Annotated in this window: 15 protein-coding genes and 1 pseudogene; 8 read left to right on the top strand and 8 right to left on the bottom strand. The window is 37.0% G+C overall.

Annotated features, from left to right (window positions below; genetic code table 11):
• Positions 1–48: 48 nt before the first annotated feature.
• Positions 49–597, top strand: a pseudogene (locus E4O07_RS09970) (hypothetical protein); the annotation flags it as partial.
• 390 nt (positions 598–987) lie between these two features.
• On the opposite strand, the gene E4O07_RS09965 reads toward E4O07_RS09970, so the two are convergent.
• The 5 genes from E4O07_RS09965 to E4O07_RS09945 form a co-directional block, all read right to left on the bottom strand.
• A complete protein-coding gene (locus E4O07_RS09965) occupies positions 988–1,863 on the bottom strand; it encodes a PD-(D/E)XK nuclease family transposase (protein WP_253685361.1) in 876 nt (291 codons plus the stop codon).
• Positions 1,864–2,092: 229 nt separating this feature from the next.
• A complete protein-coding gene (mutS, locus tag E4O07_RS09960; protein ID WP_253688138.1) occupies positions 2,093–4,756 on the bottom strand; it encodes a DNA mismatch repair protein MutS in 2,664 nt (887 codons plus the stop codon).
• 13 nt (positions 4,757–4,769) lie between these two features.
• Complete coding sequence (locus tag E4O07_RS09955) at positions 4,770–5,297, bottom strand: OmpH/Skp family outer membrane protein (RefSeq protein ID WP_253685359.1); 528 nt, start codon at positions 5,295–5,297, stop codon at positions 4,770–4,772.
• 13 nt (positions 5,298–5,310) lie between these two features.
• Complete coding sequence (bamA, locus tag E4O07_RS09950; RefSeq protein WP_371921921.1) at positions 5,311–7,800, bottom strand: outer membrane protein assembly factor BamA; 2,490 nt, start codon at positions 7,798–7,800, stop codon at positions 5,311–5,313.
• The gene (locus E4O07_RS09945) at positions 7,782–12,299 is read right to left on the bottom strand and encodes a translocation/assembly module TamB domain-containing protein (protein WP_253685355.1); all 4,518 of its coding nucleotides are present in this window, start codon (positions 12,297–12,299) and stop codon (positions 7,782–7,784) included. The genes bamA and E4O07_RS09945 overlap by 19 nt, the downstream gene beginning before the upstream one ends.
• A gap of 32 nt (positions 12,300–12,331) precedes the next feature.
• On the opposite strand from E4O07_RS09945, the gene tmk reads away from it, so the two are divergent.
• Genes tmk through E4O07_RS09915 form a run of 6 tightly spaced genes read left to right on the top strand, consistent with a single transcriptional unit; the run spans position 12,332 to position 17,380 of the window.
• Complete coding sequence (gene tmk / locus E4O07_RS09940; RefSeq protein ID WP_371921919.1) at positions 12,332–12,973, top strand: dTMP kinase; 642 nt, start codon at positions 12,332–12,334, stop codon at positions 12,971–12,973.
• Positions 12,974–12,976: 3 nt separating this feature from the next.
• Entirely contained in the window at positions 12,977–13,585 is a 609-nt protein-coding gene (locus tag E4O07_RS09935) for a hypothetical protein (RefSeq protein WP_253685351.1), read from the top strand.
• Positions 13,586–13,638: 53 nt separating this feature from the next.
• Complete coding sequence (rpe, locus tag E4O07_RS09930) at positions 13,639–14,268, top strand: ribulose-phosphate 3-epimerase (RefSeq protein WP_253685349.1); 630 nt, start codon at positions 13,639–13,641, stop codon at positions 14,266–14,268.
• Positions 14,265–15,227, top strand: coding sequence for a tetratricopeptide repeat protein (locus E4O07_RS09925; RefSeq protein ID WP_253685347.1), 963 nt, complete (start codon positions 14,265–14,267; stop codon positions 15,225–15,227). Before rpe ends, E4O07_RS09925 begins: the two co-directional genes overlap by 4 nt.
• A complete protein-coding gene (locus tag E4O07_RS09920; RefSeq protein WP_253685345.1) occupies positions 15,224–16,276 on the top strand; it encodes a hypothetical protein in 1,053 nt (350 codons plus the stop codon). Before E4O07_RS09925 ends, E4O07_RS09920 begins: the two co-directional genes overlap by 4 nt.
• 3 nt (positions 16,277–16,279) lie before the next feature.
• Entirely contained in the window at positions 16,280–17,380 is a 1,101-nt protein-coding gene (locus E4O07_RS09915; RefSeq protein WP_253685343.1) for a tetratricopeptide repeat protein, read from the top strand.
• On the opposite strand, the gene E4O07_RS09910 is transcribed toward E4O07_RS09915, so the two are convergent.
• From E4O07_RS09910 to E4O07_RS09900, 3 genes are all read right to left on the bottom strand, one after another.
• The gene (locus tag E4O07_RS09910; RefSeq protein ID WP_253685341.1) at positions 17,377–18,513 is read right to left on the bottom strand and encodes a sigma 54-interacting transcriptional regulator; all 1,137 of its coding nucleotides are present in this window, start codon (positions 18,511–18,513) and stop codon (positions 17,377–17,379) included. The two genes, E4O07_RS09915 and E4O07_RS09910, sit on opposite strands and share 4 nt — an antisense overlap.
• A 101-nt stretch (positions 18,514–18,614) precedes the next feature.
• Positions 18,615–19,253 (bottom strand): DbpA RNA binding domain-containing protein, encoded by a 639-nt coding sequence (locus E4O07_RS09905; protein ID WP_253685339.1) that lies wholly within the window; start codon positions 19,251–19,253, stop codon positions 18,615–18,617.
• 89 nt (positions 19,254–19,342) lie between these two features.
• Positions 19,343–19,738, bottom strand: coding sequence for a rhodanese-like domain-containing protein (locus E4O07_RS09900; RefSeq protein WP_253685337.1), 396 nt, complete (start codon positions 19,736–19,738; stop codon positions 19,343–19,345).
• A gap of 152 nt (positions 19,739–19,890) precedes the next feature.
• On the opposite strand from E4O07_RS09900, the gene E4O07_RS09895 reads away from it, so the two are divergent.
• Positions 19,891–21,303 (top strand): aminopeptidase, encoded by a 1,413-nt coding sequence (locus tag E4O07_RS09895; protein WP_253685335.1) that lies wholly within the window; start codon positions 19,891–19,893, stop codon positions 21,301–21,303.
• Positions 21,304–21,336 lie beyond the last annotated feature (33 nt).

Genomic DNA, 21,336 nt, shown 5'->3' with positions numbered 1-21,336 from the left:
ATGAAACGGTATTATAAAAAAATAGTATTTATACTTTGTTTTACTGTAATGTATTTTGGCTGTTCCGATACTAAGGTTCCTAATAGAAATTTAAGACCGGAACAAAATAAAAACCACATTATAAGTTTAGCAGAATTATATTCATATATTAAAGAGTATTCTCCTTTTTTAAATGATGGTATTTTAAATAATCTTAATGAAAAATATTTTGAGCTTTCAAATAAAATTATGTATGAAAGCGATAAATATAAAATTTATACATACTTTGAAGAGTTATTAGCGGTAATTAATGACGGACATTCTGCCGTTTTCTATGAAAAAGGGTCAAACTCACCCTTTTATTTTTTACCTGCCGGAGCGGACTATGCTGACGGGAAATACTATCTTTCATATAAAGAAAACAATATAGAAATACCCTTAGGTTCCGAACTTATAAAAATTAATGATGAAGATGTAAAAAAATATTTATTAAATAATATTGCAAAATATATTTCTGTAAAAACACCTCATGCCTTTGAAAGCAGTATGATAAAACGTCTTTTATATTCTTCACAAAATAAAAAAATAAAATTTACATTTGTGGTTGATAAAAATGAGACCCTGTCCAAAAAACTGTGTAAATGCGTTTTTTTTAATTTTTGAGCTTTCATATTTTACTCCGATGCAACTACTCCTAATTTTATTCTATCCGGGTCTTCAAAATAAACGGCATAGTGCTCATCTCCGCCTGCATAAGGATATTTTTCGTCATAACTTAAGGTTTTGAGCCGGCTTCTTGTAAATGAGAGCCGAAATTCTGCGAATTATATAGAGCCCTTAACTCTACCCAAATCCTCTGTTTCCTACCTCAACTAAAGAGTAACCCAAAAACTTTGTAACCAACCGGGTTCTTAGGGGCTTTGCCCCTAAGCGGAATTTTGGCGAAAGGAGGGGTGTAGGGGAGGAAAACACCTTTCTCCGAAAAAGGGGTTGTCCTCCCCTAATTGATTAGAGTTGTTCTATCTCCTCTTTACTCAGTCCTGTAACTTGGATTATTTTGGGGATTGAATCTCCTAACTGTTTTAACATTCTGGCGGTTTGCTTTACTCCCTCAGCTCGGCCCTCGACTAAACCTTCTTCTAAACCTGCGGCACGGCCTTCCTCTAATCCCAGTCTTCTAGCTTCATTCCTTTCACATTCGACATACATCTCGTATTTTTCGTTAGAGAGTTCTATTGCCATTCGCCTCTCTTCATCCGTTACCCTAAAGAGTGTCGCTTCTGCCATTCTTATACCCTCCTCCAATCTGCACAATTCTTCCAACATTCCGCTTTTTTTATCTTCTTCATAGTTGGCCAAAAACCTTATCCAAAAATCTTTTAGATTATACTCTTCAAGTCTCTTTTTCATAGTATAAACTATTAGCTCGTTTAATTCAACATAAAGATATTGGATTACAGAACCCTCAGGCATCTTTACAAGCTCTGCGTTTTTAGGAACATCGCAGCCAAAGACAGAGAGGCTTATTGCATACAAAAAATCGTCTTCGTTGGGCTCCGATTTTAAAAAACGTGAAGCTAACCGCATAAGATACATTTGACTCCGTCTGGGATAGTTGGTTTTCCAAAACTGCTGCATTTCAAGGTCTACAAGAAGACCTGTGTCGGTTTTAATTAAAAAGTCGAGGCGGTAAGTTTCACCCGACGGTCTGTCCCGAATCAGTTCGGTGTTTAGGATTTCGGCTTTTTTGATCTTACCGTAAGAATCTTCCAAAAAAGCGTTAAGAAAGCTTATAAGAGCCTTGTTGCCTTCCTCGCCTTTAGAAAACATCAGCTTAAATACCCAATCAGTTTTGGGATTTAAAAAAGTTTTTTCATTGTTCATACAAACTCCTTAACAGGCTTTATCTTCTTCTCTGCCTTCATATAATTATAGGGCTCTAGGTTGAATAAATAGTAAAATTTGAAAAAAGAATTTTAGAAAGTACGAATAAAAGAAAATGCGAATGTCGAACGATTGGAAGTACGAATGTCGAATGTTGGAAAGTTCAAATGCCGAATGTCAAACTTCGTCATTCACACTTTGTCACTTGCCATTCGTACTTTGTCCTTTGTCATTTCCCCGAAAGCCTGTTTTTCCATGAGGCGATTAGCTGGAGGGCTTTTATAGGGGCTGTTTCATCGGGATTGGTTGATAAGATTTCGTTTAAGATAAGCTCTTCTTCCGGGAAGAGGGATAGGCCCTTTGAAACCGGACTTGAGGCAGTTTTTTCTTCGGAGCCGACGGCTGTGATGCCGGAAGGGCTTGCTGCTTGACCGGCTCTTTCTTTTTGGAATTGGCTTCGCATGTATAGAAGGTTTTCGGCCCTTGTTAAGACGCTTTGAGGGATACCGGCAAGGCCTGCGACATGGATGCCGTAAGAGTTTCCCGCAGCTCCGGGTACGACCTTTTTTAAAAAAACTATTTTTCCTTCCGCTTCAAGCACATCCAATTTTAGGTTTATGATTTTTTCGTGCTCCAAACGGGTAAGCTCGTGGTAGTGGGTTGCAAAGAGGGTTTTTGCCTTTATGATATTAAGGAGGTGTTCGCTTACGGCCTGAGCTATGGCAAGCCCGTCCTCCATCGAAGTTCCTCGGCCGACCTCGTCCATGATAACAAGGCTGTTCCGTGTTGCCGAATTAAGAATGTAGGCCGTTTCTATCATCTCGACCAAAAAGGTCGATTCCCCTCGGGCAAGATTGTCCGTTGCTCCCACTCTGCAAAAGATCTTATCTACGGGGCTTAAAACGGCCTTTTCGGCCGGAACAAAGGAGCCAATCTGGGCTAAAAGGCAGATTAGTGCTGTCTGCCGTAAAAAAGTGCTTTTTCCCGCCATGTTGGGCCCTGTAATAACGGCAAAGGATGGAATTGTTCTATCTTCTTGATTTGAAGCTTCTCCCGACAGGAGTTCAATGGAATTGGGAACAAAGTCTCCGGCTCTAAGATGGTTTTCGACTACAGGGTGCCTGCCGTTTGTTATATTTAAGATACCCGAATTATCGCAAAGTTCCGGTCTTGTCCAAGCATGCAAAATTGCGGCCTGTGCAAAGGACTGGTTTACATCAAGCTCGGCAACTTCTTCTGCAAGTTTTTGTAAAAAGCGGTGATGAGAGCCTATTTCGGCACAGACCTCATCAAATACTTCTTTTTCGGCATCGATAAGCCTTTCTTCCGAGTTATTTATATTGTCTTCAATTTGTTGTAAGGTTTCGGTGGTAAAACGGTCTGCATTTGATAGGGAGCGCTGCCGGATAAAATAATCGGGAACGGCCGATATATTGCCTAAAGAAACTTCTAAAAAATAGCCCATCATTCTGTTATATTTTATTTTTAGATTATTGATACCGGTTTTTTTCCGCTCATCGTCCAAATACTTTTCAAGAATCCCGTGGGCATTTTCTTTTATGTTTTTTATCGAGTCTACCTTTTTTGAAAAACCTTTTTTTATAAGTTTTCCGTCATTTAAGGCTATTGTGCACTCATCATCTATCGAATTTTCCAAAAGGTTGCAGATTTCGGTAAGCAGCTTTTTTTCTTCATCGTTAATCTGCAAAAAATTAAGCTTTTTTTCTTCTATGAGGCTGCCCATCCTTATTACGGAATTAAGACTTTGTTTTAGGGCTAAAAGATCCTTCCCGTGGGTCTTTTTCATGGCAATGCGGCCCGAAAGACGCTCAATATCGAGTATTGAAGAAAGAGTTTCCCTTATAACCGCTGAAGCCTTTCCGTCCTTGAAAAGACTGTTTACCTTGTCGAGTCTCTTATCTATTTCCTTCTTTGAGCGGAGCGGATAGCTTATCCTCCTCCTTAAAAGGCGGGTTCCCATGGCCGTCTTTGTGTAATTTACGGATTCAAAGAGGCTGTATGCAGGGCTGTTATCCCTTAAGTTGGTCAAAAGTTCCAAATTTTTCCTTGTGGAATCATCCAAGGAAACAAAGTCGCTTTCGGCATAGATTTTAATCCCCGAAATATGGGAAATATCCCTGCCTGAAATCTCTTCCAAATATTGAAGCAGGAGGCCGGCAGGCGGAACTTCAGGCGAATCGATATCGAGTAAAAAGCCCTTTAGGTTTTCGGTTCCGAAGGCTGCGCAAAGCCTTTTTTCGGCCTGATCGGGGTTAAAGCTCCAATCGGGATAAAAGTTTTGCATCATCGAGGGAAATTCCGAAAGAATTTGCTTTAAGCCGGGAAATTCGCTTTGAAGTGACTGCTGAATTAAAATTTCCTTGGGGTTGATTCTTCCGATTTCTTTTAAAAACTGTTCTTTAAAGTCTGTTTTGGGGAATGAAGTAGCAAAAAAATTGCCAGTGGTAACATCTATATAGGCTAGTCCTGCATAGTAATCGAGACCGCAGGTTCCTTCCGTTTTTTTGTTTGAGCAATATACGGCCGCAAGGTAGTTATTGCTTCCCTGTTCCAAAAAGTCGTCTTCGGCAACGGTGCCGGGAGTGATAACTTCAACAACCTTGCGCTCGGTCAAGCCTCCTGCTACGGGCTCCGTAACTTGCTCGCATATTGCAATTTTTTTCCCTGCCCTGAGGAGGCGGGCTATGTATATTTTTGCGGCGTGATAGGGTATGCCGCACATAGGTACATCGGCTCTTTTTGTGAGAGTCAGGTTTAAGATCCGGCTTACTTCAACAGCCTCATCGAAAAACATCTCATAAAAATCGCCGAGCCTAAAAAAAAGTATTTCGTCCTTGTATTGTGCCTTAATGCTGAGGTATTGCCTCATCATGGGCGTTTGAGGCTTATTCACTTTGTTTTCTTAATTCTTGGATAACCTTGTCGGTAATATCGACAGTAGGGCTGTACCATATGATGCCTGTATTATGCTCATAGCTTAAAACCATTGTGTAGCCTTCAGATTCGGCTACTCTTCGGACTGCCTCATATAAGCTGCTGTAAAAAATATCATCATTGATAAGATTTTTTCTGAGCATATTCAATTCGTCATTGGAAGCCTTTACATATTCCATCAATAAGGTAATTTTGCTCTTTATTTTTTCTTCATATTTTTTTACTTCAGAGTCTTTTCCATCTGCTTCTGCATTAACTTTTTTTTGCCTAAGCTGTACAATTTCAGCCTCAAGAAGTTTTTTTTGATTTTCAAATTTTTCCTTTTTTTCCTGATAGTCCCTTGCTGCCTTTGCATCCCGTCTAAAAGTATCGAAAATAAGTCCGGTGTCTATAACTGCAAAGCGGGTAATCTGCTGTGCATAGATTCCAAGAGACATCAATAACATAGTAACAATAATTAGGGTACTTTTTTTATTCATATTAATTAAACTCCTATAAATTGGGTATATTGAATGAAAGAACGAATCTCCAGTCGGCATTTTTTCCGTTGCCCCATACCGGCTTTCCGTTTTGGGATTTAAAGGTATTTGCAAACATCAAGCGCAAGGGGAATTGAGGTATTGAAAAGCGCAATCCCGGACCGAAGCTGAAATAATAATCATTTATACTTAAGGATTTTAAATCCTTTAGGTCATGTTTGACGGCTATGGCATCAAAGAAGAAGTCAAAGGATAAAATTCCATGGGCCAAAGGCCATCTGAATTCTATCCAGTTATTTTGCATAACAGTTCCGGCTCCTTGAGGTCCCAAACCTATCCATCCTCTTCCCTTAAAGGCTCCGTCAATATAAAACATTCGGTCAAAGCTGATTGGTTTTTTCTCAAGAGGGATCTGGAAAGAGAAGCCTGAGTAGAACCCTAGAACAAATTTTAAATTCCATATATCGCTTACAGGGTAATCCAATAAAGTTACATAAAATTCGCCCTTTGTGTCGGATTGAAAAAAGTACTCATCTTCAATTTTGGGGAAAAGGCCGAAAAAACTTATTTCTTGGCTTAAAAACCATCCCTTAGAAGGATCATGTGCAAGGTCTCTATCATCCAAAGATAGTTTTATCTTTAATGAGTTGCTCAAGCTCCATCTTTCCTGCTGTGTTCTTATTTTTTCTTCGGCAGGTCTGTAAAGCAGGCTGTTGTAAAAATTCTTTACGAGGCCGAAATTTACCCCGCCTCTCAATGTTATAACCGCAAATTTAGGGAACCATCTATATCCTGAGTTCATGCCTATTCCAAACTCAAGGCGGTCATACTTCATTTTAAATGCTTCAGACAGAGAAGGATTTTCATTAAACTGTTCAATGGTTACGTGCGGGTCAGGAACATTGTTAAGGGGATAAAGAATGTCCTGATAAGTATATAAATTTTTATGCGCTACCGAAAAATCAAAGCCTACTGAAAGGGGTTTACCTAAAAACCAGTTTTCCGTAAAACCTAGGGTTAAACTTTGTATGTCGCTTGCGGCATTTAAATTAACCGACAGCTCTCTTCCTGTTCCAAATAAGTTTTTTTCTTCCCACTGTGCAAATACTGACATTGGAAAGGTATCAGGATCAGGCGAACCTGAGAAAGTAACGCCGAATTGGATTCCTGCTGTAGATTGTTCTTCAACATTGACTATAATATCGACAAGGTCAGGTTCTGAACCGGGGAGAACATCCGGTAAAACAGCCGAAAAATATCTTAGATTGGCTAAGTTTCTAAAACTATTTATTAGTTTTGTTTTAGAGAATACGTCTCCTTCCTTTATGAGAATTTCTCTTAAGATAACATTGTCCTTAGTTTTTGTGTTCCCTTTTACTATTATGTTTTCTACATGGCTTCTTTCTCGTTCAACAATTATAATTGTATAGGAGACTTCTTTAGTTGACGTATTACGGTTTTCTTTTTTATCTATATAGTTACTTGTATAACCGTTTTCAAAATATAGGTTGGCTACATCCCCAAATCCGATTTCAAATTTCTTCAAATTAAAGATATCGCCTTTTTTAAGTTTGAATTTTTCGCTTAATTCCTTGGTTGAAAAAATATAGTTGCCTTGAAAGTCCACTCCTGCATAGGTAAACTGTTCTCCTTCCATTATTACATAGGTAAGGGTAATTTGGTCTTTTTGCGGATCGGATTCGGTATCTACATCTTTTTTTATTGTTTCAACATGGGCATCTATATATCCATGTTCGCCGTAAAATAGTTTAATTGCACTTTTATCGGCTTGAAGGGCGTCTTCTCTAAAAAAGCCCTTTTGCAGTAACCATGCTTCTTTGGATACAAGTACCTTTTTTAAGGCTTTTTCCGGAAATTTTGAATTTCCTTCAAAAAGTATCTTAGTTATTACAGACATTTTGCCTTCTTTTACAAAAAATTCGACATTTATGCTGTTTTTCTCTTTATTTTCAGAGGTTTTACTTGATATTTCTGCTTTTGTAAATCCTTTTTCTATATAAAAGTCTTTTAAGGCTCTTTCAGCATTTTTTATATTAACTTCATTAAAAATGTCGCCCTTCTTTACCTTGATAGCTGAAAGTAAGTCTGCTTTTCTGATATTGTTGTTGCCTGTAAACACAATATCCTTTACGGCCGGTTTTTCCTTAACTATAAATTCCAAAAATACGTATTGATATTTGTCGTCTGCCGGTATCGCCTTAGGAACGATATCGGTAAAATAATCCAATGCATAGATTTTTTGTAAGATTTCCCAATATAGCTCATCAGAAAAAGGCTTTTTTTTGTATGATTTGAAAATTTCATCTAATTCTGAGCTGTCGATATTTTGTAAACCTTTGAATTGAATCTCTAGAACCGGTTTTCCATTATACCATCCCTCAGGTTCTTGAGCAAAGCAGTTTAAAGCAAATAAGATTAGCATGAAACCTATAATTTTTTTCTTCAACATTTTTATCCCCTTAATCAATAAGAAAATTTCCATGATAGTGTCAATCCTGTATCTGATACAAACAGAGAATCGGGTCTGCTCGGAGCTATGTGCCATCTAAGCAGGACAAACGGAGTATTCATTTCAAAACCTATTTCCGGTTGAAACAGTAAATTTCCGTAAACCGGTTTTCTAACAACATCTGTTTTTGCAGAAAGCGGATCGTAATAGCTAAGATGCAGCATTGCATCTGCATATATGGCAGAACCAAAATACTTACCAATGTAAACACTTGTATTATCAAAATAGTTACCGATTGTCAATGGCTTATCCTTTGAAGATCTAAATAAATTTTCCAAAATAACATTTTGTATGAGTAGACTTCTTACGGAAAATACATCTATATGCAGAAAGTCTCTGACTTCTTGCTCAACCCGCCTCATGATACCCATATTTGCTAAAATATCTGAGGCATTTCTCAAGGTTTCTTTTAAAACATTGCTGTTTTTTAAGTCTCCTAAGGCCACCTGACCCATCAAGTTCATTGTATCGGAAGCCGACATGGCCATTGGAGGGGAGGTTGAGATTACAGGTCTAAAACGCTCAAGGTCAAGATGCTGATCCTTTGCCGTCAAATTTATTGTAAGAGGCTGGCCGTCGGGCATTTTATCCTTTATTTCGGCTCTTACCGATATTATGGGTTCAATTTGCTGAAAAGGTGAGTTAAGAATTTTTAGTTCTCCCTCTTTTATATAAAAGTTTCTTTTTATATAAAAAATTTCGCCTGTACGTATCTTTGCGGATCCCGACATTTCGAATTTTCCCAGTCCCGTATCAAGGTTTAGGTTAAAAGGTTCATTTTCAGTGTAAGCCAAAGCTCTTAAAAAAGGTAACTCCGTTGATGGAAATCTAAATTCCGATTTTTTTCCCAAATTCAAATTTAAATTCATGTAAAAAGCCGGTATGCCGGTGCCGGTTGATGCTTGTTCGCTTTGCTTTTGTAGATCAGCAAACGGAATTGAAAAATAGCCCTTATCGAAATAGGCATCGCCTTCAAGGGTAATAAGTTCAGGGTTTATTTCAAGTCTTATTTTGCCTTCAGCCCTTCCATCAGCGTGAAAGGCTATGTTTTTTGTTCTTATCAAGGCCTGCGTATTTTCAAGGATTCCGCAGTCTACGGTAGTGTAATAAGGAATCCAGCCGATAAATTCGGATGAAGCTTCAGCCCATAGACTTCCGATTTTTCCGTGTAAAACAGTGTATGGGACGGATATAATAGTGCCGTCAAATTGTATGGGAATTTCTACAGGTCCATAGGTATCGGGAGAGTAGGCCGGCGATGTACAAAATAGCTTTTCTCCTTTAAGACTTCCGTAAAATAGAGGGTCCTTCTGAGTACCGCTTATTTGGAGATTGCCTTGCACCTTACCGCCTGAAAATTTGATAATATCGTTATTGGGTATAATGTTTATTACCTTTGCAAGATCGATACCTATATTTGATACGGAAAGATTTATATTATCCCCGGCCAGCATTCCGTCAATGTTTAGATGGAATGGAAAAGATTCATCTATGTGAAGGGAGACAATTCCGTCATCTGTTTTAAAACCGTATATTTCGTCATTGTTGCCGGCATACAAAGCTATAATACTGGGTTCTTTTACCAATGAAGCTTTGATGCTTTCCTCTCCTTTTTTACCTGCGAGAATCCAATCGGATATCTTCATCTCAATGTTAAAATGGGAAGTCAGGCTAAGAGTTTTTTCGATTATGTTTTGGTTTTCCGTGTTTTTTTTATCTGCTGTAGATATAAAATTAAAAGAAAAAGAAGCCCTTGTATCCTGGGTTTCTTTATTACCCTGTTTTTTTGGTTCCATCTCATATAAAAATGTAAGGGCTCCTTTTTGCTCTGAAGGATTTATAAAGGCTTCGATGTTATTAATCTTATGCCCTCCCCATTTAAAGGATGATTCATAAAGATTCATCTTATCGTTATCGATAAAGGCTGCAGCCCTTCCTTCAATATTTTGACCGTTTAGATTAAACGATATATTTTTTAAGTCGGCTTTTACCGAAAGAGAATCTTGGTTCCCGAGAAAAACAAATTCGGCTTCGATTTTATTTTCAGGCCTTTGTTTTTTTAAAAAACGTTTAAGCGATATATCTGTTATTTTACATGTTCCATCAAAGTAAATTTTATCCGAAATGGTAAATAATGAGTTGAATATAAAGTTTTCCTTTTTATTTTTATCCGCAAGAGAAAGATTGGCTGCATATTGACTAATATTTTCATCTGAAGAAGGAATTAAATTAAAGGCTGCAGTTCCTTCAAGCTGTTTATTCTTTATTCCTGCTTTTACGTTATGAAAAAAAACTTCTGTAGGTTTTGCATAGCCTTCAGCATAAAATTCAAGGCTTTCATCAGTTTTTGTAATATCGGTTTCAAGATATTCCAATTTCGCATAATTGCAGGTAAGCCCCCAATTTGTATTATTTTCATATTCAAAGGATGTATCAGCAGAAAAAAGAGAATCTATAAACGGAACGGGAAGCTCTTTTACCTGCATAGTTCCTTTTAACTTTTTTTCGGCACCCTTTAGAATATTTATGTTTAGATCATAATCTCCGTAAATGCTTATCATTTCATCAGTCAAGAGGCCTGAAACCTTATAACTTATATCGTTTAAGGTTAGAAGTGAATCAAAAATCATGCTATCCTTTTCAAAGGATGAATTTACGTTTCCTCTTAGATTCATATTATTAAAGAGAATATCGATATCGCTTATATTAAGAGAAGATTCGTTTCCTTGCAGCGAAAACAAGCTGTAAAATCCGTTTTTTGAATTAGATGCAAGAACAGCTTGTATTATATTATACGAAAAGTGTTCAAAGTCGCTTGATATATAAAATTCGCTTGTCATTTGAACAGGGGCGATTGAAGCTTCCAATAAGCTTTGCCCGGGAACTGTTAATCCGGAAAAAGAGAGTGCTCCATTGTAAATATTTTCAATGCTTATGGAGTCGATAGTTCCATGAAGCTCTAAATAGCCCGGATTTTTGTTGGATGATCCGGCTTTTGAAGGATGAGTCCATGTACCGTCAATACTGAAGCCTCCGGTAGGATCTTTTCCGGAAAAATATATATCGGTTTTTTCCGTTTTTCTCTCCAATAAGCCTTGTATGTTCTCTAAAGATGCCTTACCAATATCGGCACGGGGAATTTTTAAAAATATTTTATTTTTGTTTGAAGAGACATTTAGGCTCATAGCCATATTTTCACCCGATTGTAATTTAAATTTTGAAATATTTAAATAAAAGTTAGGTAAAATTTCTTTTATTTTGTAAGAGCCTTGGGCAGATAAATTTATATCGGAATTAGTTAATTTTAAGTTTTGAAGTTTTATAAGGTTTTCGTCTCCATCGGCCTTAAAACTGAGTATGGATTTTTCAATTTTGTTGCCGGCTATTTGAAATTTCGGTAGTTTAATTGAAAAGGATGTATCCCATAAAAGTTTTTCGGGTTTAGCAAAACTTAAATTAAAATGTCCTGTAAAAGCTGCATCTTTTAATTCTTTAAGAATATCCATTCCTTCGGAAGGAGAAATGACTGACAGAGGTTTTAAGTCATTACACTCAAGATTTATGCTGCCTATATTTTCCAACATATTCCAAGAACCTTTTACATCAATAGGCTGAATGTCTTGAAGGGTTGTAACTGAAGCTATCTTGTCTAAGTATGATGCAAATACCGAAAATTTATTTATATAAATGTTTCCTATTCTTATGTCTGAAAAGTTTAGTATCGAAGAGGCTGAAACGGTGTCGGGATAAAATGAACCGTTTATATTTATGATTGTACTGAACCCCGGAAAATTTGTTTGTATAAAGCTGTTATATCTAAGACTTGAATTTATATAAAAATCAATTTTACCCGAATTCAATGTAAATTTCCCGCTTGAAGTATAGAAAGATGCGTTTGAATTTTTATTACTGTAATTTAAGGCAATATTTTTTAATTCTATCTTTATAGGTTTTATATTTTTAACTTTTTTTAAATTATCTTCAATAATTTTTAATATATCTGCCGAAAATTCTATATCGGCTTCTTTTTTTTGATTTTTTGTTATCTGATCATCGATATTTCCTTCTATTTTGATTTTTTTTAAAATATTTTTATTTTTTTCAATGTTAAAATCTATAAGTCCGTCATAAACACCTAAGGATGCCGCTACAGAAGTAAAATCTTTTTTGATTAATGAGATAAGCCTGTAATCTACATAAAGCAGTGAAAAGTGCGCTATTTTGTTGCCTGTTTCGGCATTGTAAATATTAACATCCCTTATTTTGATTCTATCAAAAAAGGAGGGAGATATAGATGCATAGGTAATTTTTATTTCAAATTCGTCTTCCACTGCCTTTATAAGATTATCCCTTACATATACCAGCTGCTCTTCCAAAGCCTTAGCCGCCGGATGAAAAACTATCAGTGAGCTTACAACTATTGCGAGAAAAACGATAATTTCTATGATGCGCCTTTTTTTTATATTTTCCACTCGACTACTATTATATCAAAAAAAAAAATGTTATGATAGGCCTCATGATATTACCCAACTTTGTTGTATTTGAAGGAATAGACGGCTCAGGGACTACGAGCCAGATGAGGCTTTTAAAGGAAAGGTTTGAGTCTGAAGATAGGGGCTCTCTTGTTTCATTTACCCAAGAGCCTACATCAGGCCCTATAGGAACTCTAATCCGCTCGGCGCTTCAAGGTTCCTTTGAACTTGCTCCTGAAACTATGACACGTTTATTTGCAGCAGACCGATGCGAACATATTTACGGTTTGCAAGGTATTCTAAAACAGGTTAATGAGGGCAGGGCTGTTTTTTCGGATAGATATCTTTTTTCAAGTCTTGCCTATCAAGCTGCTGACGGGGCTGCCGGCCTTGCAAAATTGCAAAATGAAGGCTTTCCCCTCCCGGAATTTCTATTCTTCTTTGATCTGCCTGTCGATATTTCTATGGGCCGGGTAATGGGACGCAGTAATGTCCTCGAAATATACGAAGAAAAAACTTTTCAATACAAGGTTCAAGACGAGTATAAGAAAATTATAGATGAGTACAAGTTAAAAGAGCCTAAAATGAACATAGTTATAATTAACGCCGTTGAACAAATTGAAGAAATTCACGAGAAATTATGGAGTATTGTAAAAAATTTGCCGAAAATATAATCGATGAAAAGGCGTTTCTTTTTTGTAATTTTATGTTTTTTTATTTTCTCTAATCAAATTTTCCCTTATTTTGTAGAATATAAGGAACAATACTATAAACTCTACCATATTCATTACGAGCAAGAGCCCGATGATATCGTCGAAAATATTTATTGGCTCGAAAGGGCCATAAATGCAGATTTTTGTAATCCCCTCCATGCTTTGGCTAAAATCACTACCAAAAAAGAATGGGAAAAATACCGGTACATGTTTATGATGCACCTCAACCTTAAAATGGTCGAACAGCATTTAAGATTGGGAAGTAAATTCGATAAGCAGGCTGCATACTTTTATAACTATCCTTGGAAAGAACAGAACATAGAAAGCTTGTCTAAGGCTGAAGAATTTTATGAAACAGCCCTTGTTTATTGGAATGAGGCAAAATTATGGGCTGAAAAAGCCAACATGAGGGAATTCCAATTTTTATTTTTAGACAGTCTTCCTTTTTGGGAAAATGAAAGAGCCCGCATTGCTTCCGGAGATTTAAACTATGAGAGGACGATAAAAAGGGAGCTCCTCCGCCTTCAAAAGGTCAGGGATGAGTTTATGAAAATGGATGATACTACTTATTAATTTTTAGTATTTACCTATTTACATATATTTGTTTGTTTGCTAATATGGAATATATGGATAGGTGTTTTAAATTAAGTCCTTCACTTTTAAGTGCAGATTTTTCAAAACTAGGGGAAGAATTGACCTTTATAGAAAAAAACGGCGGCGACTGGGTTCACATAGATGTTATGGATGGGCAGTTTGTGCCTAATTTAACCTTCGGACCTCCGGTAATAAAGGCCATACGGCCTTGTTCCGGGCTTGTTTTTGACGTGCATCTAATGGTCAATAATCCCGAAAATTTAGTCTCAGCCTTTGCAGATGCAGGTGCAGACTACTTTACCTTTCATGCTGAAGCATCTATTCATGCAGACAGACTTATTGCCGATATCCGTGCTCATGGAATGAAGGCCGGAGTAAGCATTGTACCTACTACACCTGTCGGAATGCTTGAAGAAATAGCTCCCTTGGTAGATCTTATCTTGGTTATGAGTGTTAATCCGGGATTCGGAGGACAAAGGCTTATACCGTATTGTTTAGAAAAAGTTAAGCGGTTAAGGTCATTGCGTGAAGAAAAAAAATATAATTATTTGATTTCTGTCGATGGTGGGATCGATTCAAAAAATGTGGGGTCGGTGATCGATGCCGGTGCCGACGTAATTGTGTCAGGTTCAGCTTTCTTTTCAGGAGATTTAAGAATATGAAAAAAATTGTAATTTTATTTTTTTTACTTTTTACCGTAAATGCCTTTACACAAAATTATACAGATTATATGTCATCCGGCTTGGATGCCTATGCCCGGTCTGACTGGTCGTCTGCACTCTTTTCCTTTCAAAAGGCAATTGAAGTTTCAAAAAATTCTTTGGATGAGCCTATTTACTGGCTTATAATGGCAAATGCCTCAGCCCGCAATTATCCTGTTGCCCTAAAAGATGCCGAAACTTTTTTAAAACGCTTTCCTAATAGTCCTAAGGCAGCAGAGGTTATTTATCAACAAGGCAGAATATGCTGTCTGTCTGCGAAGCATGATCAGTCCATAAATATTTTATACGGCTTTTTAAGAAAATACCCGAATCACAGACAAACTGCCTCGGCTTATTACTGGATAGGCGAAAACCTCTACATGGCAGGACGCCTAAAAGATGCCCGAACTATTTTTTCGCGTGTTATAATAGATTACCCCTCTTCAGCTAAGGTTGAACCTTCCAGATATAAGATTGCCCTTATAGATCAGGCATCTACACAGGATGAACTCTTAAAACTTTTAAAAATAAGTCATGAAGAGCTTTTAAAACTTTCGGAAGAATCGGAAAAAAATAAAAAAATTTATGAGCAGACTATTGCTGCATATCAAAGACAATCTTCCGATGCCGGTGGCGATATCAGGATTGCAGATCTTTCGGAACAGCTCAAAATAGAAAGAAAGCGGAATGAAGAACTGCATGACCAACTTGTAATGTTTCAGTTAAAAAATCAAGAGCTTTTGGCAATCTTAGCAAAGATGGATGCTAAATACACTTCAGAAATGGCTGCGGATGGTGAATCTCCTGCTGCAGATTATTCCGATCCAAAAGCCAGACGGGCTGCAATTGAGGCTCTAATAAAAAAAGCTAAAATTTTGCAGAGTATGTATAACCAACTCTTGGAGGAAAAAGGCCAATGAAAGGAAAAAGGTATTTTATAATTTTATTATTAAGTTTGACAACATTTTTTATACATGCTAAATCACTGCCTGATTACGAACTTTTAAAAGATAATCTTAAGTTGGTGGTTTTTAGAAAGACCGGAAATTTTTGTCTCTATAATCTTTCTGTCAGAGGAAAGGGAAAATACACTCCTCTTTATGATGACATATCCCTAGGCCGTACCAATAAATTCTATGTTTATAAGGATAATAAGGTTTATGAATTAAAAAAGAGATTGGGAAAACCCGTCACCATTGAGGCTGATGAAGATTCAATAAAAATTGTATATGATTTTGATGATTCTTTTTATGTTACTCAAACATTATCCTTTACGGAACAGACTTATGGTACCGGCGGCCCGCTTCTAAAGATTGAAACTATAGTTGAAAATACAAGCGGCGTTACGGCAGAATTTGCATTAAAGGCTCTTTTTGATACGAAGCTCGGAGAGAATAGAAAAATTCCTCTTTATACGGATCTAAGAACCGGAATTTTCAGAGAAACGGTTTTGGAACCTAAATTTGAAAAAGATTCTGCCGTTATTTCTGCAAATTCAGATTTAGCTTGTCTGTTTTTAATAAACCATTCGGAAGCCAAAATGCCGGATCAAATTTATGTAGCTAACTGGGAAAGGCTCCAAAGTATTAACTGGATGCCTAAAACCGTTCAAGGAAGATTGTTTAGTACTCAATATTCGCATAATGATTCTGCCTTGCTTTTTGTTTGGCCTAACGAAATCTTAGAAAACGGCAATAGCTTAAGGGTAACAATGTTTATAGGCTGTTATGACTTCTTAAGAAAAAATGACGGGAATGTAAAAGAGGCGGATTACGAAAATACTAATACCAATATCCCTGTCCCTCAGGATAAAACTGCAAATCCTAAAAACGAAAAAGATTACCAATATATACAGACTTTATTGGATAAAATTCTTGAAGTTGAATCAAATCCTGATATGGCCTCTGACGAATATATTGAAGATTTAATACAACAGACAGATAATGCAATACAAAATATACAGGAATAAAAAATGGCTATTTCCGTTGTAGATCAAGGTAAAAAATTATTATCTAAAAAGAAATACAATGATGTTATCTCTTTATTGGAGCCCCATGTTGTGGAATACAGGGACTCTTTTGCCTTTCATTTTTATTTAGGTTTGGCGTCTTTTTATGCAGGGGATATTCAAGGTGCTATGGATTATTTTTTAAGAGCCAGGCAAATAAAACCGACGGACTCCGATTTGCTGTCAACCTATGCTGCTATGGCATTAAGGCGCTCTCTTACAACAGAGGCTGTCGAATACTATTTACAAGCTCTTGAACATAACCCCAATTGTAAACTTGCAAAAAAAGGCTTGGACATTATCCGTAAGAATAATTCGCCGGAAAAATTGGGCAATTTTGTTCAGTCGGGTAAAATAAAGACTCTTTTTCCCAGACCTGGCCATGAAGAAAAAAAAGGAAGATTTATTGCTATAGCCCTTGTTTTAGGGATTTCGATTATATCTTTGGTTTTTATTGTTCCATATATCAGCAAGACAAGGCAGTTTTCAGACAGCCAGAGAGCTAATTTGGATGAATTTAAATTGGACAGTAATGAAAGAAAATATGCCGTAGATATGGAAGGTTCATATATTTATGTCTTGACTCAGAGTCAAATATTACAAGCTTATTCGGATGCCCAAGCATATTTTAAAGCTCATAGAGATAATGCTGCCCAAGTCGAGATAAACAGGCTTCTTTCATCTAACGCCTCTTTTTCAATAAAACAAAAATCCAGACTTTTGATGGACTATTTTGAAGAGCCCGGCTTTGATAACATACAGGATATTTATTCTTATGCTCAGGTAAAACAGGAGCCTCTCCTTTATCTTGATTGTTGGGTAGTATGGAAGGGGATGCCTGCCAATATACAGACCGGTACATATAGTACAGCCTTTAACCTCTTGGTCGGTTATGATACAAAGCAGGTATTGGAAGGCGTTGTTCCGGTTTTTTGTGATTTTGTGTCAAAAATAGATCCGGATAGGCCCGTTAATGTCTTGGGGCAAATAATTATAAAAGACGGTACGGTTTGTCTAAAAGGAAAAGGTATTCACCAAACCCAAAAACCCGCCGAAAACGACTAGAATTTTATATGACGATTTTCTATCTTTTCTCCCCGGCCTGCAAGAGTGCAGGCCCTGTCCAGGCAGTTGAATAATTCTCTTATGTTTCCCGGCCAATTATGAAAATTCAGCTTTGTTTGAGCTTCATCGCTTATCGTTTTTTCTGTTTTGGCAAGATAAGCTTGAACAATGTATTTTATGTCTTCTTTTCTGTTCCTTAGAGGCGGTATTTCATGGTGCAGAACATCCAGCCTATAGTAGAGATCTTGGCGGAATTTTTTTTCGTTAATCATTTTTTGTAAATCTTCGTTTGCAGCTGCTATCAAGCGGAATTCTACCTGCTTTGATTTTGTCGAACCGACGGGTCTTATAAGGCCCGATTCTAGGACATGCAGAAGTTTTGCTTGGATATCCATTGAAAGGGTTTCCATCTCATCTAAAAAAATTGTCCCTCCGGAGGCTTCAAAAAAGGCTCCTTCTTTTTTAATTGCGCCTGTGAAGCTTCCTTCTTCGGTGCCGAATAGAAAAGATTCTGCTAATGATTCCGGTATACAGCTGACATTTATCGGCATAAATTTTTTGTCTTTGACATGCGATAGTCTATGTATTAAATTTGCCGTCAATCCCTTTCCTGAGCCTGTTTCTCCTGATAGGAGGACCGGCAGGTTTGAGTTAGCTGCTCTGTAAATAAACTCTCTGAGGTCGCATGCTTCCTTGCTTATGCCGATTATTTCTTTTTTTATTATTTGTGTATTTTCGTCTTCTTTCGTGTAGGTAAGTTCCTTTTCCTTACAAAATTCTTCAAAAAAGAAATTTTCAATTTTGTCATATACGCCTTTTAAATCTTTTGGAAGTTCAAAAACTTTCGATACATGGGAGTTTAAGAGATTATATTGTAAATCATTTTGTTTACAGTGTATTATAATAAATACATGGATATGAGGGAATTCGTTTTTGATTAATGCAGGGATATCGGGTAGAAAAAGACCGCCTGACTCTGCATCTATAATTACAAAATCAAAATGTTTTTCTTTTAAAAGATCTACTATTTTGCTGCTGTCAAAAGTTAAAGATACATTCCACAAACTTCCGACTTCTTTAATAAAATGCTTGGCATCTTCCTCCGAATATGCCGCGTAAACACAATTTTTCATACCATATTTTAGCAAATTTATTTTTTTCTTACAAGTCTGCTAAAAAAGTATTGACAGTCTGCTAAAAAAAGCCCCTCTTTTTAAGAGGGGTTTTTTGAGGTCTATAATTCGCTTTCAGACTGATTCTGGTTATTTTCTTCTTCTGCGTAATTTTCTACATTCTCGTCATTAAAGGCTTCAGAATCTTCAAAATTTTCATCTTCATCCTCTGGTTTCCTTGAATGACTAACCGTTAAATTCTTGCCTCGGTAATAGCTGTTGTTAAGCTTCTCTATGATGCTCTCAGCTTCATCCTGCATAACTTGGACAAAGCAGTAGTTATCCAAAATTCTTATGTCGCCGATGTGTTCACGTGAAATACCTGCTCCCTGAATCAACAAGGTTATAATATCTTTTGGAAAAATTCCTCTTTTTCGGCCTACGCCGATAAAAAGACTTGTTGACTCCTCTTCTGCCAATATGACTTTAGGCCTTGACGGTCTTGCAGGGTTTTGTTTAAAAGAACCTTTTCCAGAGCCGTTTCGGCTGTCTTTTTTATAAACGCGGCTGCCCCCGATTCCCGCTTGTTTAATAAGGTAAGCGGCAACATAAGACCGCATCGTGAGCGGGACTGCTTTTTTAAAGATGCGGCGATATAGGTTTAATTCTTCAGGGTTTTCCTGTGTTTTTATCGCCTCGATAAGATCTTTTAAGGATGAAATTAATTGTTCTTCATCTTCAATTCTAATTTTGTTTGACACGATATATCTCCTAAGGGGCTATATTGCCATATAATCGCTTTTTAGGCAAGCCCTTTTTAATGAGTTTTTTCTAAAATCAAAAAGGACCTTTATTTTTCCAGTTTGTAGTTATATTTGCTTACGCCATCAGCATCGAATATCTTTTTAAATCCATGCTTTGCTAGAATTTCGGCTGCTGCTCGGCTCCTTCTTCCGCTCCTGCAGATTACTATTACATTTTTTTCTTTCCAATCGGAAATTTCGGAAATGCGGCTTTCGATTTCTTGTACGCTTATATTTATTGAGTGCGGGACATGGCCTGCCTTATATTCATGATCTTCACGGACATCGATTATAAGATAGTTTTTTACTTCCTTTTCATCTTTTATAATAGCTTCCAGACTGGAACCGCTCATTCGGGTAATATTTTCAGCAGATTTTGTAGTACAAGAAGCCGAAAAAATGCCTGCGATTAAAAACATTAAAAGTGCACCTATTTTTTTCATTTATTATTCTCCTTAATAAATACAAATCTATATAAATTCTTATTATCTGTCAAGTTCTGCCGGCATTGCCCGCTTTTCTAAAATAAAAAAAAGATATATACTTTATACGATAAATAAAGCTGCCTTGGGCAGTAAAACTAAAGAGGTGTGTTATGGATTTATCTTATAAGCAGAAATCTGCTTGGGAAAATTTGACTAAGGCTGAACTTTCCGAACTGGGAAAACTTTCGGATAGTTATTTGGATTTTTTGAACAATGGAAAAACTGAAAGAGAATGTACTGTAGAGATTATAAAGCAGGCTAAAAAGCACGGCTTTAAGTCTCTTGAAGAAGTAATAAAAAGCGGCTCGGCAAAAAAAGGAACAAAGGTTTATTTAAACAATAAAGAAAAGTCCGTAGTTTTGATGGTTTTGGGTGATGACATCACTCAGGGTATGAACATTATCGGAGCTCACATAGACAGTCCCCGTCTTGATTTAAAGCAGATGCCCCTTTTTGAAGAATCGAATCTCGCATTTTTAAAAACTCACTATTACGGCGGTGTAAAAAAATATCAGTGGACTACAATTCCTCTGGCTATTCACGGTGTTATCTTCACAAAAGAAGGTAAAAAAGTCGATATTTGCATAGGTGAAGACGAAAAAGATCCTGTTCTTTTCATTAATGACCTTTTGATACACCTGTCTAAAAAACAGCTTCAAGAAACAATGTCTGAAGGTATAACCGGAGAACAGCTTAACATCCTCGTAGGAAATCAAAAGCCGGCCGTTAAAGAAAAAAAAGATAAGGATGATAAAAAGGAAGAGTCCAAAAACCCTATAAAGGACAATATTTTAAAAATCCTTAATGAAAAATACGGCATTATTGAAGAAGATTTCAGGGTCGCGGAGCTGGAGGTTGTTCCTGCCGGAAAGGCTCGAAATGTGGGCTTTGACAATTCTCTTATTGCAGGACACGGCCACGATGACAGGGTTTGTGCTTATACAACCTTAAAAGCTATTTTGGAGGTTGAATCTCCTCCAAGGACTGCCGCAGCTCTTTTTGCCGATAAGGAAGAAATCGGTTCCGTAGGAAATACGGGTATGCAGGCCCTTTATTTTGAAAATATGGTTGCAGAAATAGCCGCCTTAAACAAAAACTACAGGGATATCGATGTCAGAAGGGCCTTTGCCAACTCATATATGCTTTCGGCCGATGTTTCTGCAGGTTTCGACCCTGCCTTTCCTTCAGTTTTTGAAAAGATGAACTCTGCCTATGTAGGCAACGGTATCTGTATCAATAAATATACAGGTTCGGGCGGCAAAGGCGGCTCAAACGATGCCAATGCTGAATTCTTACAAAGAGTGAGAAAAATCTTTGACGACAATAAGGTTGTATGGCAGACTGCCGAGCTGGGAAAAATAGATGCAGGAGGAGGCGGAACAATTGCCTATATTATCGCAAAATACGGTGCTGAAGTTGTAGACTGCGGGGTTCCTGTTCTTTCAATGCATGCTCCATATGAAATCATAAGCAAGGCCGACCTTTATATGGCCTATAAGGCTTACAGCGCTTTTTATAAATAAATTAAGTACATTCTGCAAATAGTATGTAACTTA

Source organism: Treponema sp. OMZ 798 (assembly GCF_024181385.1).
Lineage (GTDB): Bacteria > Spirochaetota > Spirochaetia > Treponematales > Treponemataceae > Treponema_B.
The sequence above is the reverse complement of the archived record's forward strand: the minus strand, read 5'-3'. Positions and strand labels throughout refer to the sequence as shown.